This window comes from Ruegeria sp. HKCCA4008 (assembly GCF_013033125.1).
In the GTDB taxonomy this organism is placed as follows: Bacteria; Pseudomonadota; Alphaproteobacteria; order Rhodobacterales; family Rhodobacteraceae; genus Ruegeria.
Genome location: NZ_WQDM01000003.1, coordinates 387,036 through 403,374, shown reverse-complemented (window position 1 = coordinate 403,374; position 16,339 = coordinate 387,036). Strand labels below are relative to the sequence as shown.

The window sequence follows — 16,339 nt, the reverse complement described above, 5'->3', positions numbered from 1 at the left end:
ACCCTGTTCCAGTTTGTTTCATCACCGTCTTGCGTGAAATCAGGCTGAAACGCGCAGGGCCAGGGCAGCGCCGTCCTTGATCTCGGGCAGTGTGGTTGGCGGGGTCAAGGCCAGGTTCGGCATGCCAGACACAGACTGCGCCTGTGATGCGCGCGATCTTCATTCGGGCGGGTATCACCCGCGCAATTGTATGTCTCGCGCTTGAATTCCAAGTTTTGTTGCGCGATGAGCAATCCCAAAAAAGCGAGGGCTTCATGGACGCTTCATCCACCTATCAGGACACTTTGCCGCTGAGTTCGGACGCATTGCTTGCGCAGATGGAAGATTGGGGGCTGACTTATCGCCTTCATACCCATGTGCCATTGCGTACGGTCGAGGATGCAAAGGCGGTCGAAGACCAGTTCATGACACCCGGAGAGAACGCGCTGAGGGTCAAGAACCTGTATCTGCGCGACAAGAAAAAGCGCAATTATCTGGTGACCTTGGAACAAAGTCGCGAGATTGATCTCAAGGCTTTGGGGGCCGAGTTGGGCATAGGCAACCTGTCCTTCGGCTCGGCGGACCGGCTGTTTCAGAATCTCGGCATACGCCCCGGCGCGGTCAGCCCGCTGGCGATGATCAACGGTGTTCAGAATGATGTCAGGTTCTTCATGGATGCGGCGGCACAGCAGGCCGAGGTGATTTACATGCACCCCCTTGTCAACGACCGCACCGTAGCCCTGACGCGGGCCGACATGATGGCCTTTTTCGATCGCACCGGCTGCGCGGTCACGTGGTTGCCCTGATTACGTCAGCGCTTCTTTCAATGCGGCGGCAACATGCGCGGCTGACGGGTTGACGAACAGATGCCCGTCAGCTTCGAACACCGGATCGTCCAGGTGGTTGGGGAAAGCCAGTGGAAGCTCGGTACAGGCCAGCAGGATGGCGGTTCCGGGGCAGGCGTGCTTGTCGCAAAACGCCAGCAGACGGGCGCGGGCCGCGTCAGACGCACCACCGTAGAAATCGCTGTCGATCATGGCCTGCATCTGGGAAATCTCGGGTTCGGGCAACCGTTCATTCGCGGTAATGCCTTCGGCGGCCAGTCGGTTCGCATAGTTGGTGGCCTGCATCGTCACGGTTGTTCCCAGGACCAGAGCCCGTGATGCGCCGGAACCTGCCGTCGCCTCGGCGGTTGCGTCAAAGATGCTGAGGATCGGCATCGAGACACCCTGCCGTATCGCGTGAAGCCGCGCATGGGGGGTGTTGGACGCGATAATGCCAAAATCGCACCCGGCGCGTTCGAGAGTCAGCAGGGCGTCGCGGAACACCGCGTCAAAATCCGCCCAGCTTGCCTCATCACCGGCGACACCGCGCAGGGCGCGCGTTCTGGCCTGCGTAACGGATTCGATGGTCATTGGTGGGATCGGCAAAGGCGAACCATGGCCGCGTTCCGCGTGATAACGCCCGGCCCCTTCGGCAATCGCCCGGTAATAATCGACGGTCGAGGCCCAGCCCACACCGCCCAGAATGCCGATTTTCTTCATGTGGCCCATCCAGTCTGCCTGTTTGCTCGCATGCAGACTGGACGTTTCCACGCTCGTTGGCCAGAGGCGATCAGGCAGCAAGCTCCGCGACCGCCTTGTGGGCACTTTCCAGCGCCGCATCCGGGTTCACGGCCATCTGATCCGCGGCGATGACGTCAACGTCATGAATGCCGATGAAACCCAGAACGTGGCGCGCGTAATTGGTGGCGAAATCAGCTTCGGATCCGACAGGAACACCGCCCGATGCGATGGCCAGAATGGCACGTTTCCCTTCCAGCAGACCTTTGGGTCCGTTTTCCGTGTAGGAAAAGGTCAGGCCCGCGCGCGCCACGAGGTCGACCCAGGCCTTGAATGCGGCAGGCACTGAAAAGTTGTAGATCGGCAGGCCGATGACGATGGTGTCGGCCTCTTGCAGTTCGGAGACCAGTTCGTCCGACAGGGCCAGCCGGTCGCGCTGTAGATCGTCGCGCTGGTCGGCGGGGGTGAAATTGGCGGCGATCCAGTCTTCTGTCAGCAGGGGCAGGGGGGTGGCCAGATCGCGGCGGATGATACGGTCTGCGCCCAGTTGCTTGACCACACGGTCAGACAGATCGCGCGTGGTCGAGTTCACGCGGCGGGCGGATGAGTCGATGTGAAGGATCGTTTTGGTCATTGTTTTGGTCCTTTCGGTCAGGGGAATCTTGTCCTGCGCCCAATATGATTATTGCGTTGGTGAACAAAACTCGGATACATCAACAGTTATTGTTGGAAATTGCACAGTGACGACATTGCCATGGATAACTGGGATGAAGTGAGAACCGCCTATCAGGTGGCACGCATGGGGACGGTCAGCGGCGCAGCAGAGGTTCTGGGTGTTCACCACGCCACCGTGATCCGCCACATAGATGCGATCGAGGCGCGATTGGGTGTCAAACTATTCCAGCGCCATGCCCGTGGGTATACGCCGACCGAAGCAGGCGACGATCTGTTGCGCGTGGCACAGGCGACCGAAGATCAGTTCAACCAGCTTGTGGGCCGGATGAAGGGACGTGGAGACGATGTCTCGGGTGAATTGGTCGTGACATCCCTGGGGTCGCTTGCCCCGTTGGTGGTGCCGACGCTCACCGCGTTTCAAAAAATGCATCCGGACCTGATCGTGCGATACCTGACAGGCGATCGGCTGTTCCGTTTGGAATACGGTGAGGCGCATGTGGCGATCCGCGCCGGATCGGCCCCCGATCAACCCGACAATGTCGTCCAGCCTTTCCGACAAGAGGAAGTTGGTCTTTATGCCAGCGCCTCGTACATCGAACGGTTCGGCAAGCCATCCGGAATCGAAGATTTTGCACGCCATCACTTCGTCAGTTCCGATGATGAAACCAGCCGCGCGCCGTTCACACGCTGGCTGCGCGCGACGGTACCCGCCGATCGCATCACCTTCCGCTGTACCAACAACTTCTGCATGCGCGAGGCGGTTCTGGCCGGTGCCGGCATCGGCTTCATGGCCCGTTGGGAGGCTGCCCGCCACGACAATCTGGTCGAGGTGATTGATCCGCTGCCGGAATGGTTCGGCAATCTGTGGCTGGTGACCCACGTGGACTTGCACCGCACCACCAAGGTACAGGCCTTTCTGAGCTTTCTGAAAGAAGAAGCCAAAGGCTGGCAGCCATGAGCCCGCAGATGCGTGGCCATCTGGCCATGCTTGCCTTTTCAGCCCTTGTGGCAGGCAGCTTTTCGCTGGGGTCCATGATCGCCAACGAAATCGCGCCAGCCGCCCTGAATGCGGTTCGCTTTGCGATTGCGGCTGCCGTGATTGGTTTGGCCGCACTGGCGACAACCGGCCTGCCGCGCAGCGCCGCGCAGGCCCCTTGGCGCTATCTGGTGCTCGGGGCTTTGTTCGCCACCTATTTCGTCCTGATGTTCTATGGGTTGCAAACCGCCCCACCTGTCAGTGCGGCAGCGGTGTTCACCCTGACACCAGTTGTCTCTGCCATGGCGGGGTGGGTCTTGTTGCGCCAAATCACGACGCCGCGCATGGCGCTGGCCCTGACCATTGGCGCTGTGGGGGCGCTTTGGGTGATTTTCCGGGCCGATTGGCAAATGTTCCGCGCCTTTGAAATCGGTGGCGGCGAAATCATCTATTTCTGGGGCTGCGTCGCCCATGCGATCTATACGCCCATGATACGCAAGCTGAACCGAGGAGAACCCGCCGTGGTATTCACCTTCGGTACGCTGGTCGCCGGGTGTCTGTTGTTGGTCGTGTTCGGCTGGTCAGACCTGATGGCAACCGATTGGGCCGGGCTTCCGGCTATTGTCTGGATCGGTCTGTTCTATATTTCGTTCTTTGCAACGGCAGCCAGCTTCGTGCTGGTGCAGTTTTCTTCCTTGCGGCTGCCGTCGGCCAAGGTCATGGCCTATACCTACCTGGTTCCCAGCTGGGTCATTCTGTGGGAGATTGCGCTGGGCAAAGGCGTGCCAACCGGTTTGATCCTGGGTGGTGTGGCGCTGACAATCATCGCCCTGCTGATGTTGTTGAAAGAGGAAGTTCCGCCCTCGGTGCCAGTGCGCCGCGCCATGGAATAAGCCACATCTTCGCTGGAAAAACCCGGCAGATCCAAGATGTATTCCAGCGGTGGAATTTGTTGAGCCAGATCAAGGCACCCCTGTGGGCCCTTCCATAACCTCTTTGGCAGGCAAATGGAGGAGATCATGTTCAAACATATCATGTTGCCGGTTGACCGGCATCTACCGCCCGAAGTTCGCAAAGCAGCCGATGTTGCCGGGCAGATTGCAAAGTGGCAGGGCGCCAAAATCACTCTGGTCAGCGTCACCGGGGCCCATATGGGTGAATCCTCGGAAACCGAGGCCGAGATCGACAAGGAATTGGCGGGGTTCACCGAACAGTTGGCCGCAGAAAGTGGATCAGACGTTTCGATGCGCAAAATCCACTCGGTCGACGTTGCCGCTGAGGTGGACAGCGATCTGACCCGCGCGGCCGAGGAGATCGGCGCAGATCTGGTCATTGTCGGCACCCACGCGCCCCGGATCACCGACTATATTTTTTCCAGCCACGCCGGTTATCTGGCGAAACACGCCAGCATGTCAGTCTTTGTGGTGCGCTAGGCCTCGCCCGACTTTGGCAGTTCAGTTTCCAGAAACCGTTCGAACGCGTCCAGATTGACGGGCTCGAATTGTCCGAATCCCTGCATCCAGACCGAAGCGGCGCGCAAGGCGTCGGGTTCCAGCTTGCACCATTTTACCCGCCCGCGTTTTTCCTGACTGATCAGACCGGCCTTGGTCAGTATGACCAGGTGTTTGGAGATCGCCGCCAACGACATCTCGAACGGTTCGGCCACATCCGTCACCGCCATGTCATCCTCCAGCAGCATCGCCAGAATGGCGCGGCGGGTGGGGTCGGCGAGGGCTGCAAAGACGGTGTCGAGATCGTTGGACATGAGTCCGCTCAACCATAGCCGCCGGGATTGGTCAACCATTTGGTTGAATATGCGGATTCTGGGCTTTGGCGGCACAACGGTGGCCTTCGAAACTAATGACACGCCCTGTGACTTCTGAAAATCATAAAATTTTCAATGCTTTAGGCTGCGTCAATGAGGGCATTCAAGGTCGTTGACTCTGCGCGCTTCGCGCCTTAGCACCATGCCCAAGATTGTACGAGGGAAACGCCCGTGACCGATGATGACCAAAAGCAGCGTATGGCGCAGCTTGAGGCCAAGATCGAAGCGGCGAAAAAGGCCAAAGCGCCAAAGCCTCGTGCGGATGCTGACGTGTCCGGTGGTGAGCTTGCCTGGCGGATGGTCATCGAAATGGTATCCGGTCTGGGGATCGGATTTGGCATCGGATACGGGCTGGACAGCCTGCTCGGGACGATCCCGATCTTTCTGGTGCTGTTTACATTGCTGGGCCTTGTCGCGGGCGTGAAGGTTATGCTCCGCAGCGCGAAAGAGGTTCAAGAGAAACAAACGGCGGCAACGGCTGCCGAGAAGGACGAGAGGGACTGAACGTGGCAACCGAGACCACCGCAGCAGAAGGCAGCAGCCTGGTATTCCACCCGATGGATCAGTTCATTGTCAAGCCGCTGTTCGGCGACGGTGCAGTAGGCATGTTCACGGTCACCAACGTGACCCTGTGGTTGTTCTTTGCAGTGCTGGCCATAATCGCTCTGCTGGTACTGCCCACCTCGAAACGCGCCATCGTTCCGACCCGTATGCAGTCGGTGGCCGAGCTGGCCTATGGCTTCATCTACAAGATGCTGGAAGACATCTGCGGCAAGGAAGGCGTGAAATACTTCCCCTATGTCATGACCCTGTTCATGTTCATCGTCTGCGCGAACTTCCTGGGGCTGATCCCGACCTCGTTCACCACCACGTCGCATTTTGCCGTGACCATCCCGCTGGCGCTGGCCGTGTTCCTGACCGTGACCGTGCTGGGTTTCGTGAAAAACGGCGCCGCATTCCTGGGTCTGTTCTGGGTCTCCAGCGCGCCTCTGGCGCTGCGCCCGATCCTGGCGATCATCGAGCTGATCTCGTACTTCGTGCGCCCGGTCAGCCACTCCATTCGTCTTGCCGGCAACGTCATGGCTGGCCACGCGGTTATCAAGGTTTTCGCGGGCTTCGCCGCGATTGCCGTGATCTCGCCCGTGTCGGTTCTGGCGATCACCGCTATGTATGGTCTTGAGGTCCTGGTGGCCTTCATTCAGGCCTACGTATTCACCATTCTGACCTGTGTTTATCTGAAAGATGCGCTGCATCCTTCGCACTAAGGTCCGATACCCCAACATCGAAACTTCCAATTCGTAAGGAGATACATCATGGAAGGCGATCTCGCACACATCGGCGCAGGCCTGGCAGCAATCGGTTCCGGCGCAGCCGCAATCGGGGTGGGCAACGTAGCAGGCAACTTCCTGGCCGGCGCCCTTCGCAACCCTTCGGCGGCTGCTTCGCAGACCGCAACCCTCTTCATCGGTATCGCGTTCGCAGAAGCCCTGGGGATCTTCGCATTCCTGGTCTCGCTGCTGCTGATGTTCGCCGTATAATCTGCGGAACCTGATCCTTACGCGCAGGTGGGTCCAAGCCATAGCGGCCCACCTGTTGTAAAGACAAGTTTCCGACGGAGGATATCATGGCGACTGAACCCCTTACAAAAGAGGTAGCCGGCTCGTGCGTCGACTCCTATGGCTCTGCCATCGGGATGCCACAGCTCTGCTTCGATTGGTTCCCCAACCAGATTTTCTGGCTGGTCATTACGCTGGTCGTCATCTTTCTGGTCCTGTCCCGCGTGGCCCTGCCGCGCATCGCGGCAATCCTGGCTGAACGTCAGGGGACCATTACAAATGACCTGGCTGCGGCCGAAGATCTGAAGGCCAAGGCGGTCGAGGCCGAAGAGGCCTATAACAAGGCGCTGGCCGATGCCCGTGCCGAAGCGCAGCGTATCGCTGCCGAAGCACGCGCTGAAATTCAGGCTGGACTGGATGACGCGATTGCCAAGGCGGATGCGGAAATCGCTGCCAAGGCGGCTGAATCGGAAAAGGCAATCGCCGAAATCCGTGCCGGTGCGCTGGAAAGCATTCAAGTGGTTGCCAAGGATACGGCGGCTGAACTGGTCACCGCACTGGGCGGCGAGGCAGATGCCAAAGCCATCGACAGTGCAGTAGACGCACAGACGAAAGGATAAGTGACATGCGGAACACTCTTGCCCTTATCCTGACCGTTGGTGCCGCCAGCCCCGCGCTGGCTGCAAGCGGCCCGTTCTTTTCGCTTGGCAATACCGACTTTGTCGTCCTTCTGGGCTTCATCGTCTTCATCGCGGTCCTTTTCTACTTCAAGGTCCCCGGTATGATCGGCGGTGCCCTGGACAAACGTGCCGAAGGCATCAAATCCGAACTTGACGAAGCCCGTGCTCTGCATGAAGAAGCCCGCAGTTTGCTGGCCTCGTACGAGCGCAAGCAGCGTGAAGTTCAGGGGCAGGCCGATGCGATCGTCGCGGCAGCGAAGGAAGACGCGGCCTTGGCGGCAGAACAGGCGAAAGCTGACTTGGAAAAGTCGATCGAGCGTCGTCTGGCCGCAGCTCAGGACCAGATCGCTTCGGCCGAAGCGTCTGCACTGAAGGAAGTGCGTGATCAGGCCGTATCGGTTGCGGTTTCGGCGGCCAGCTCGGTTCTGGCAAAGCAAATGACCGCAGCGCAGGCCAACAAGCTGATCGATGCATCGATTGCAGACGTGGATGCCAAGCTGCACTGACGGGTGACCCCGACAGACACGTGATACAGACGACCCGAGAGCTTTAGGCTGTCGGGTCTTTTGTTTTTGTCGTGCTTCTGCTTCTGTTGTTTCAAACACTCCGAATCCTACGACCTGCCGGGGATCAGGTTGATAGGAGCGCCCTGATGGGGGCGTGAAAACAACAGGGAAAGACAGGCGGTGTCAGGCAACGCAGTTTCGATGAATATTGTCGGCGTCGTCCGAAATGGCGGGTCGGCGCTGATCGACACGATCAACAGAATCGAAAACCTGTCTGCGCAGTTGCACCGGTTCACCGTCACCATTGCCACGAACGACAACACGGACGGTACGGATCAGGTGTTGTCCGACTATGCGGGTCAAAGTCGGTATGTTGATATCCTGCGACTGGATGGTCTTGCGTCAGAATTGCCAAACCGGGTCGAGCGTATCACGGCGGCCAGAAATACAGTTCTCAAAAAACTCGAGGATCAGGACACGGACCTGGAGTTGACGCTGGTGTTGGATCTGGATGGGCCGAACACCTGCCTGGATGCTCAGGCGGTTCTGACGGCAGCGCAGCGGGTCGCCCCGTTGTGGGAGGGCGTTTTCGCCAACCCCAAACCCGCATATGACGATATCTACGCTTTGCGTTGTTCGGGTTGGTGTGATGAGGACGTATGGCAACGCATTCAAAGCACGCGCCGGCCGCTGTTCGGGCGTCGCAAGTGGCGCAGGTCTGTCATGAAGTCCGCTGTTTTTGACCGCCAGTTTCACATTCCTGCCGATACGCCCCTGATCCCGGTCGACAGCGCATTCGGCGGTGCCGGGTTGTACAAATCCCGCGCGCTGCGAGGGTTGCGCTATTCTTGTAGGGACGAAAAAGGCCAACAGGTGTGCGAACATGTAATGCTGCACAAACGTCTGAGAGATCGCGGCGCAAGGCTGTTCATCGACCCGGCGCTGACGACACTGGCCGCGGAGGACCGTCTGGGAGAAGGCAGCGGCGCGCCGTTCCCCCGACATCTGCTTCCAGCCGCGTCAGGCGCTGCCTAGCCCCGGCCTTGCCCTGCCAAGTCTGCAAAATCCGAACCGCGCTCAGCCCCGCCCGGTTTCGTGTTGCAGCCTTTGTTGCGCAATAGCTTCGTTCCGATCGGCCTTTTGCTGGTCCGCCATGCAGCGTTCCACAAAATCCAAATGGCGTTCGATTGCATTTCGGGCGGCCAGAGGATCACGCTCTTGCAGCGCCGCATTGATGGCGCGGTGCTGATCCAGGATGGCCTCGCGGGTGGCGCGCTGACGGAACATGGTCTGACGGTTGTAGAATACCCCCTGCACCAGAAGGTCATACATCGACCGCATCATGTGCAGCATCACCACATTGTGGCTGGCTTCGATGATGGCCATGTGGAACTCGGCGTCCAGCTGCGCCTCGTCATTCGCAGCGTTTCGGTTGTGGGCCGCCTGCATCTTGTCAAAGATCGCCTGAACGACCTTCAGGTCGCTGTCTGACCCCAGGCGCGCGGCCCGTTCCGCCGCCAACCCTTCCATGTCACGGCGAAAGGACAGGTAATCGAATACGGCTTCTTCATGGCTGCCGAACAGACGGATCAGTGCCGGGGAAAAGGCCGAGCCCAGAACCTCGGCCACATAGATCCCGGATCCGGCCTTCGCGGTCAAAAGCCCCTGTTCCTGAAGGTCGGAAATTGCATCTCGCAGGGACGGGCGCGAAACGCCCATGCGCTCTGCCAACTCCCGCTCGGATGGCAGGCGTTCGCCGGGGCGCAGGATGCCTCGCAGGATCAAAAGCTCGATCTGGCGAACGACTGCGAGCGACAGCTTTTCCGTCTGAACTTTGTGAAATGGCATCTCATCTTCCGAAATTGGTCAATTCATTTGACCATGGACGCCGGTGCTGTTCAAGAATCCCCGGTCGCATCCATTGAATAATTAGGTCAGTAATATTGACTTTAATAGTGGAGAGCTTAGGCTGCGCCGAATTGAGATCGGAGGAGCCTCATGTCCCTACACCCTTTGTTTGCCACCCGGGCCTCGCGGATGAAAGCGTCAGAGATTCGCGAATTGCTGAAGCTGCTCGACCAACCCGGCATCATTTCCTTTGCCGGTGGGATTCCTGATCCCGCCCTATTTCCAGCCGATGCGTTTGCACAGGCGTTTCAGCAGGCCCTGGGGCCGGATTTGCAGGCGCAGGCGCTGCAATATTCGGTGAGCGAAGGCTATGTCCCATTGCGGCAATGGCTGGCGCAGCACATGCGCGAAATCGGGGTGTCCTGTGACATCGACAACATCCTGATCACCTCGGGGTCACAGCAGGCGCTGGACTATCTGGGCAAGCTGTTCCTGTCCCCCAGTGACACGGCCCTGGTCGGGTGGCCCACTTATCTGGGCGCGCTGGCGGCATTCAACGCCTACGAGCCACGCTTTGACCGGCTCAATGGCAATCAGGGGGCCACGGAGTACAAGGCCGCAGCGGGCGAAGGCGCAGTGAAATTTGCCTATCTGTCGGCGGATTTTGCGAACCCGACAGGAGAAACCGTGGACTTCCAGGGCAGAGAGGCTTTGCTGGATCTGGCGGAGGAACTGGATTGCGCGTTGATAGAGGACGGAGCCTATCAGGCTCTGCGCTATGACGGGGATCCGATCCCCCCCATCCTGTCATTGGAGCAGGCCCGCAAAGGGTCAATCGAGGACTGTCGGACGATCTATTGCGGCAGTTTCTCGAAAACGCTGTCGCCGGGTTTGCGCATGGGATGGGTCGTTGCGTCCAAGCCAGTCATTTCCCAGATGGTGCTGCTGAAACAGGCAGCCGACCTTCATTCCGCGACCATCAACCAGATGGCCGTGCATCAGGTGGCGCAGGCCTGTTTCGACACCCATATTCCGAAAGTGCGAAACGTCTATCGCGACCGCCGTGATGTGATGCTGAACGCGATGGAACAGCATATGCCTGACGGGGTGGAATGGACACGTCCCGAGGGGGGAATGTTCATCTGGGTCACGTTGCCCGAGGGGATGGTTGGCTCTGACCTGCTGGCGCGTGCGCTGGACACCGTCAAAGTAGCATTTGTTCCGGGGCAGGCGTTCTTCCCGGATGGCAGCGGGGCAAATACCATTCGTCTCAGTTTTTCAAATTCTGACGAGGCGACAATACGCGAAGGCATTCGCCGACTGGGAGAGGTGCTGCGGGCCTGACGTCCGGAAAGGTTCTGTTAACCAAAATGCTGCAACTCTGCGGCATGATCCGGTTTCTCGCACCTCTGTTGCTGGCCGCCTGCGCCGCCGGTACTCCGCATTTCCGTGACGTTCCCGCCACGCGCGTGGCTGTGAATGGCAGTGTCTTCGATGTACGTGTGCGCGGCGACCTGGCCGAGGCTGTGCGGATCAACGCGCAATACGCCCCTCGGCTGGGCCCGGTCCGGGATCGCGCCGCTTTGGCGATGGCGCAGGTTTCGGGATGTCCGATTCTGGACGTGCTGGGGGACGCAGCCGTGACCGTTGGGGTTTTGGGGTGTGACCGTGATGTGGGTGAGCGGCTTTTGCTGACGGCCGTCTCGACCCCCAATTACGAATGCATCGACTTTGGTCTTTATGAAAACGTCGGTGGGGAAAACGGGTATCAGGTCTTTGAATGCACGCCGTATTGAGATGCGCGCGTTCTTGCGTATTTCGGCAAGATGTTGTGGATAACTCGGGCTGATATCCCATATCCTGCGCAACTCCGTTGACTCAGACCCCATCCCTTGCGCAGACTTCCAATGCACAGGAATCATGGGACACGCAGCCATTGCGTTTCAGCAAACTCAAACTGACCGGCTTCAAAAGCTTTGTTGATCCGACCGATTTGATCATCGCGGACGGGTTGACCGGTGTGGTGGGCCCGAATGGTTGCGGCAAGTCCAACCTTCTGGAAGCTTTGCGTTGGGTGATGGGCGAAAACCGCCCCAAATCCATGCGCGGTGGCGCGATGGAAGACGTGATCTTTGCCGGGGCCGCCACGCGGCCCGCGCGCAACTTTGCCGAAGTTGTCCTGACCATGGACAACTCGGAACGTCTGGCGCCGTCGGGGTTCAACGACAGCGATCAACTGGAAATCGTTCGCCGCATCACCCGCGATGTGGGCAGCGCCTACAAGGCGAACGGCAAAGACGTTCGTGCGCGTGATGTGCAGATGTTGTTTGCCGATGCTTCGACCGGTGCGCATTCGCCCGCGTTGGTCGGGCAGAACCGCATTGCCGAACTGATCAACGCCAAGCCGCGTGCCCGTCGCCGCATTCTGGAAGAGGCCGCCGGGATCTCGGGCCTGTATCAGCGTCGCCATGAGGCCGAGCTCAAGCTGAAAGGCACCGAAGCCAACCTGACCCGCGTCGATGACGTGCTGGAGCAGTTGGGCGGACAACTGGCCCAGCTTGCGCGTCAGGCCCGTCAGGCGGCCCGCTATCGCGAAATTGGCGAACAGCTGCGTCAGGCCGAGGGGATGCTGCTTTATCGACGCTGGAAAGAGGCCGACATGGCCCGCCAGCAGGCCGAAGAAAAACTGCGTGAGCGGATCACCGAAGCCTCCCGTGCCGAGGCTGAAGCCCGCGCTGCTGCCGCAAAACGTGCCGAGATCGAGGAAACCCTGCCGCCGCTGCGCGAGGAGGAGGCCATCGCCGCCGCCGTGCTGCAACGCCAGCAGGTGCAGCGCGATCAATTGTCCGATCAGGAAACCCGCGCCCGTCAAACGATCGAGACGCTGACCAACCGAATCCAGCAGCTGGCCAACGATATCGAACGCGAAGCCGGATTGAACCGCGATGCGGGACAAATGATTGAACGGCTGGAATGGGAAGCGCGCGAACTGGCCAAGGCGGCAGAAGGTCACGATGAGAAAGTGGCCGAAGCGGCGGAAATCGCCCGCGAGGCAGCCTCGATCCTACAGGAACGCGAAGACCACCTGTCGCAGCAAACCGAAGATATGGCCCGCCTGGTCGCCCGGCACCAGTCAGCCCAGCGTCTGGTCGAAGACAGTCGCAAGACGCTGGCCCGATCCGAGGGTGAAGAGGAAAAAGCCCGGCAGGCCGTGGACGAGGCGAAAACCGCCCTGATCCGCGCCAGCGAGGCGTTTGCAGAAGCCCAAATGGGCGAGGAAGAAGCCCGAGAAGCAGTCGAAGCCGCCGAAGAGGCGCTTGCCGCGGCGGATGAACTGCGCAACGAAACACAAGGGCGCGAAGCCGAAGCCCGGGCGCGACGTTCCGAAGCGGAAGGCGAGCTGGGGGCGATCCGGGCCGAAACCACCGCGCTGGCCAAGCTGGTGGAACGCGACACGGCGGAAGGCGGTCAGGTGCTGGACCTGCTGCGCGTCGAACCCGGTTATGAAAAGGCTTTGGGCGCTGCTCTGGCCGACGATCTTCGCGCGCCGCTGGTCGAGGGTGACGGGCCATCCGGCTGGGTGCAGATGGCTGGATATGACAGCGACCAGCCATTGCCTGAAGGGGCCGAGCCTCTGGCGCTTCATGTATCGGGCCCCGATCGTCTCAGCCGACGCATTGCGCAAATCGGGTTGGTGGATGCGGATCAGGGCGCACGGTTGCAGGCATCGCTGAAACCCGGCCAGCGTCTGGTGTCCCGCTCGGGCGACCTTTGGCGCTGGGACGGGTTCCGTGCCTGGGCCGAAGACGCGCCAAGTGCTGCTGCTCTGCGGTTGGAGCAGCTCAACAGGCTGGAAGCACTGAAACAGGAACTTGCCCGTGCCGAAGCACAGGCTGACGGTGCCCGTGCCGCGCATGAGGCGCTGTCTCAGCAATTGGCGGACGTGACCGAGGCAGACCGGCGCGCGCGTGAGGCCCGCCGTGCCGCTGATCAGCGCATGGCCGAAACCGCGCGCGCACTGTCGCGGGCCGAAGCCGACCGCAATCTGGCCCAAGGCAAGCTGGAAACCCTGACCCTCGCCGTTGACCGCCACAAGGACGACGCCATGGCCGCCCGCGCGCAACTGCGCGAGGCCGAAGGGGCTTTGGCGGGTCTGGGTGATCTCGACAGTGCCCGCGCACAGGTCGAAGACATCAAGCAGACGGTCGAGGCGGCACGGATCACCATGCTGACCCACCGTTCGACCCATGACGAGCTGCGCCGTGAGGGGGACGCCCGCACGCGTCGCAGCCAGGAGGTCGCGAAAGATCTCAGCGGGTGGCGCCACCGTTTGGAAACGGCTGAAAAGCGGATTTCCGAACTTGCCGAGCGCAAGGAAAGCTCGGAAGAAGAGCTGACCGAGGCCATGGCCGTGCCCGGCGAAATCGCCGAGGCGCGTGAGGAGCTGAACGAACAGATCGAAGCCGCCGAAGCACGGCGCGCCGAAGCCGCCGACAAATTGGCCGAAGCCGAGGCTATGCACCGTGAAATCGTTCTGGCCGAACGGGAGGCCGAGCGTCTGGCATCAGAAGCGCGCGAAAGCCGTGCCGCGGCCGAGGCGCGCTGTGACGCGGCCAAGGAAAGTGTTGTCGCGGCGGCCGAACGGATTGCCGAGGATCAGCAACTGACCCCGAACCAATTGCTGAACCAGCTGGACGTGAACCCCGACCAGATGCCGGCTGCGGACGTTCTGGAATCCGAAGTGAACCGTCACAAACGTCAGCGCGACGCGATGGGTGCCGTGAACCTGAGGGCCGAGGAAGACAGCAAGGAAGTTCAGGAAGAATTCGATACGCTCAGCAGCGAAAAAGCCGATCTGGAAGAGGCAATCAAGGCGCTGCGCAGCGGGATCGCCAGTCTCAACCGCGAAGGGCGCGAGCGGTTGCTGACCGCGTTTGAACAGGTGAATTCGAACTTTGCCATGTTGTTCAAGCATCTCTTTGGGGGCGGCGAGGCCAATCTTGTGATGGTCGAAAGTGACGACCCTCTGGACGCGGGTCTGGAGATCATGTGCCAGCCGCCGGGCAAGAAGCTCTCGACTCTCAGCCTGTTGTCGGGCGGTGAGCAGACCCTGACGGCGACCGCGCTGATCTTCGGCGTCTTCCTCGCCAATCCAGCTCCGATCTGCGTGCTGGACGAGGTTGATGCGCCTTTGGATGATGCAAACGTGACGCGTTTCTGTGATCTGCTGGACGAGATGTGCCGCCAGACTGACACGCGGTTCCTGATCATCACCCACCATGCGGTGACAATGGCGCGCATGGATCGCCTGTTCGGTGTCACGATGCAGGAACAGGGCGTCAGCCAGCTGGTTTCGGTCGATCTGAAGAAGGCCGAACAGATGGTCGCCTGACCGCTCACTGGAAGTTTATGACGGTTGCGGCTTTATCGCGCTAACGTGAGCGCATGACGCGCTTTTTGATCCCCGCCCTCATCGCCGCCGGCCCTGTCTTTGCAGCCGACTGGCCCGTCAAAACCGGGGACACGCCCCTTACAGCCGCAGAGCTTGATGCTTTGGCGGGGCAGACGCTGACCTTTTACGACGACGGACAGGCCAAATTCTCGGCCGGGGGTGCCTATTCCTATACATATGCAAGCGGAGATTCTGCCTTTGGAACTTACGCGATTTCCGATGATGGCAGCGTGTGCATCGCGTACCGCAATGGGTTCAGCCGATGCGATTTGTATGTGCGCAACGGGGGCAGGTTGATCCTGATTGACGAAAAAGGCGATCGGTATCCGGTGCGTAGTAAGTGAAATTGATCTGAAATTTTTGCAATTTCCGTGCATTTGATAGGGAAAACCCGACAAATCGGATGGTGTATGGGAGAAAAACTGACAACCCAGGTGGTATCGTCCCGAAAATTTTCACTGACGGACGGAGACAGGCACATGTGCCGATTCTTGGCTTGGGTTGGGCAGCAGCGATATCTGGACGAACTGGTCCTCGAGCAAGAACAATCGCTTGTCATTCAAAGCCGAAATGCATTGATCGGAAAAACTCCGATAAACGCGGATGGGTTCGGTCTGGCATGGTATTCTGATCGTGACACGCCGTGTTTTTACAAGGACACCCATCCGGCGTGGTCCGATGCCAATCTGAAGCAATTGGCGCATCACACGAAATCCCGGCTGTTTCTGGCCCATGTACGGGCCTCGACGGGTACGGCGACCTCGCGCAACAACTGTCACCCCTTCGGCGTCGGCAGGTGGAGTTTCATGCATAACGGTCAGGCTGGGGGTCATGAACGAATCCGGCAAGAGCTTGATGCCATGATCCCGGCGCATCTGTACCTGCATCGTATGGGCGCAACCGAGAGCGAGGCGATCTTTCTCATCGCTCATGGCGAGGGGCTGGACACCGATCCTGTGGGTTCAATGGCGCGTGCGGTCGGTCGGGTCGAAGCCCTTTCCAGGCGCCGCGGAGCATCACCCTATCTTCGGTTTGCCGCCTGCTGGTCGGACGGCAAACGGGTTTTTGCGGCCCGATATGCCTCGGATCGGTTTGCGCCCAGCTTGCACTACAAGGCCTGCAAAGACGGTATCATCATTTCGTCCGAGCCATTGGATGCCATCAACGAGGGATGGCTCGAGATACAGCCCAACACGGCAATCGAAACCGAGGGTGCCACGGTGACGACGCGCGCCTTTGCGCCTTGTGTTCCGCAGCAACGGGAATGGGTCGCGTAAGCG

19 protein-coding genes are annotated in these 16,339 nt (G+C 59.9%); 15 read left to right on the top strand and 4 right to left on the bottom strand.

What is annotated here, in order from left to right:
- Positions 1-254 precede the first annotated feature (254 nt).
- Positions 255-785, top strand: coding sequence for a prolyl-tRNA synthetase associated domain-containing protein (locus tag GOW60_RS10135; RefSeq protein ID WP_171229155.1), 531 nt, complete (start codon positions 255-257; stop codon positions 783-785).
- Here the strand turns inward: GOW60_RS10135 and GOW60_RS10130 are convergent, their stop codons facing one another.
- Positions 786-1,523 (bottom strand): aspartate/glutamate racemase family protein, encoded by a 738-nt coding sequence (locus tag GOW60_RS10130; RefSeq protein ID WP_171229154.1) that lies wholly within the window; start codon positions 1,521-1,523, stop codon positions 786-788. It lies immediately after the preceding gene.
- A 70-nt stretch (positions 1,524-1,593) separates the two neighbouring features.
- Positions 1,594-2,175, bottom strand: a complete 582-nt coding sequence (locus tag GOW60_RS10125; protein ID WP_171229153.1) for an FMN-dependent NADH-azoreductase — start codon at positions 2,173-2,175, stop codon at positions 1,594-1,596.
- A gap of 120 nt (positions 2,176-2,295) precedes the next feature.
- Between GOW60_RS10125 and GOW60_RS10120 the strand changes: the two genes are divergently transcribed.
- The 3 genes from GOW60_RS10120 to GOW60_RS10110 all read left to right on the top strand — a co-directional run bounded on the left by GOW60_RS10120 (position 2,296) and on the right by GOW60_RS10110 (position 4,625).
- A complete protein-coding gene (locus tag GOW60_RS10120; RefSeq protein ID WP_152457042.1) occupies positions 2,296-3,174 on the top strand; it encodes a LysR family transcriptional regulator in 879 nt (292 codons plus the stop codon).
- Complete coding sequence (locus GOW60_RS10115) at positions 3,171-4,085, top strand: DMT family transporter (protein WP_152457043.1); 915 nt, start codon at positions 3,171-3,173, stop codon at positions 4,083-4,085. The genes GOW60_RS10120 and GOW60_RS10115 overlap by 4 nt, the downstream gene beginning before the upstream one ends.
- Positions 4,086-4,211: 126 nt before the next feature.
- Positions 4,212-4,625, top strand: coding sequence for a universal stress protein (locus GOW60_RS10110; protein WP_152457044.1), 414 nt, complete (start codon positions 4,212-4,214; stop codon positions 4,623-4,625).
- Here the strand turns inward: GOW60_RS10110 and GOW60_RS10105 are convergent.
- Complete coding sequence (locus tag GOW60_RS10105) at positions 4,622-4,957, bottom strand: helix-turn-helix transcriptional regulator (protein ID WP_152457045.1); 336 nt, start codon at positions 4,955-4,957, stop codon at positions 4,622-4,624. The two genes, GOW60_RS10110 and GOW60_RS10105, sit on opposite strands and share 4 nt — an antisense overlap.
- A 231-nt stretch (positions 4,958-5,188) precedes the next feature.
- On the opposite strand from GOW60_RS10105, the gene GOW60_RS10100 reads away from it, so the two are divergent.
- The 6 genes from GOW60_RS10100 to GOW60_RS10075 all read left to right on the top strand — a co-directional run bounded on the left by GOW60_RS10100 (position 5,189) and on the right by GOW60_RS10075 (position 8,794).
- Positions 5,189-5,521, top strand: a complete 333-nt coding sequence (locus tag GOW60_RS10100) for an AtpZ/AtpI family protein (RefSeq protein WP_152457046.1) — start codon at positions 5,189-5,191, stop codon at positions 5,519-5,521.
- A 2-nt stretch (positions 5,522-5,523) separates the two neighbouring features.
- Positions 5,524-6,282: a F0F1 ATP synthase subunit A gene (locus GOW60_RS10095; RefSeq protein WP_152457047.1), complete on the top strand. Its 759-nt coding sequence runs from the start codon at positions 5,524-5,526 to the stop codon at positions 6,280-6,282.
- Between the two features lie 48 nt (positions 6,283-6,330).
- The gene (locus GOW60_RS10090) at positions 6,331-6,555 is read left to right on the top strand and encodes a F0F1 ATP synthase subunit C (RefSeq protein ID WP_005981269.1); all 225 of its coding nucleotides are present in this window, start codon (positions 6,331-6,333) and stop codon (positions 6,553-6,555) included.
- A gap of 86 nt (positions 6,556-6,641) precedes the next feature.
- Positions 6,642-7,193: a F0F1 ATP synthase subunit B' gene (locus tag GOW60_RS10085; protein WP_171169212.1), complete on the top strand. Its 552-nt coding sequence runs from the start codon at positions 6,642-6,644 to the stop codon at positions 7,191-7,193.
- Between the two features lie 5 nt (positions 7,194-7,198).
- On the top strand, positions 7,199-7,759 hold the full coding sequence (locus GOW60_RS10080; protein ID WP_152457049.1) for a F0F1 ATP synthase subunit B: 561 nt from the start codon (positions 7,199-7,201) through the stop codon (positions 7,757-7,759).
- Between the two features lie 201 nt (positions 7,760-7,960).
- Positions 7,961-8,794, top strand: coding sequence for a hypothetical protein (locus GOW60_RS10075; RefSeq protein ID WP_171229152.1), 834 nt, complete (start codon positions 7,961-7,963; stop codon positions 8,792-8,794).
- A gap of 42 nt (positions 8,795-8,836) precedes the next feature.
- Here GOW60_RS10075 and GOW60_RS10070 read toward each other — a convergent pair whose 3' ends face one another.
- Complete coding sequence (locus GOW60_RS10070) at positions 8,837-9,607, bottom strand: FadR/GntR family transcriptional regulator (protein WP_152457051.1); 771 nt, start codon at positions 9,605-9,607, stop codon at positions 8,837-8,839.
- A gap of 150 nt (positions 9,608-9,757) precedes the next feature.
- On the opposite strand from GOW60_RS10070, the gene GOW60_RS10065 reads away from it, so the two are divergent.
- The 5 genes from GOW60_RS10065 to GOW60_RS10045 all read left to right on the top strand — a co-directional run bounded on the left by GOW60_RS10065 (position 9,758) and on the right by GOW60_RS10045 (position 16,336).
- Complete coding sequence (locus GOW60_RS10065) at positions 9,758-10,951, top strand: PLP-dependent aminotransferase family protein (RefSeq protein ID WP_171229151.1); 1,194 nt, start codon at positions 9,758-9,760, stop codon at positions 10,949-10,951.
- Between the two features lie 44 nt (positions 10,952-10,995).
- Positions 10,996-11,403, top strand: a complete 408-nt coding sequence (locus GOW60_RS10060) for a hypothetical protein (protein ID WP_171169206.1) — start codon at positions 10,996-10,998, stop codon at positions 11,401-11,403.
- A gap of 140 nt (positions 11,404-11,543) precedes the next feature.
- Positions 11,544-14,999 carry a chromosome segregation SMC family protein gene (locus tag GOW60_RS10055; RefSeq protein WP_171229150.1) on the top strand — a complete coding sequence of 1,152 codons (3,456 nt, stop codon included), beginning with the start codon at positions 11,544-11,546 and terminating at the stop codon, positions 14,997-14,999.
- Positions 15,000-15,052: 53 nt separating this feature from the next.
- Positions 15,053-15,403: a hypothetical protein gene (locus tag GOW60_RS10050; protein WP_152457055.1), complete on the top strand. Its 351-nt coding sequence runs from the start codon at positions 15,053-15,055 to the stop codon at positions 15,401-15,403.
- Between the two features lie 135 nt (positions 15,404-15,538).
- The gene (locus tag GOW60_RS10045; protein WP_171229149.1) at positions 15,539-16,336 is read left to right on the top strand and encodes a class II glutamine amidotransferase; all 798 of its coding nucleotides are present in this window, start codon (positions 15,539-15,541) and stop codon (positions 16,334-16,336) included.
- Positions 16,337-16,339 lie beyond the last annotated feature (3 nt).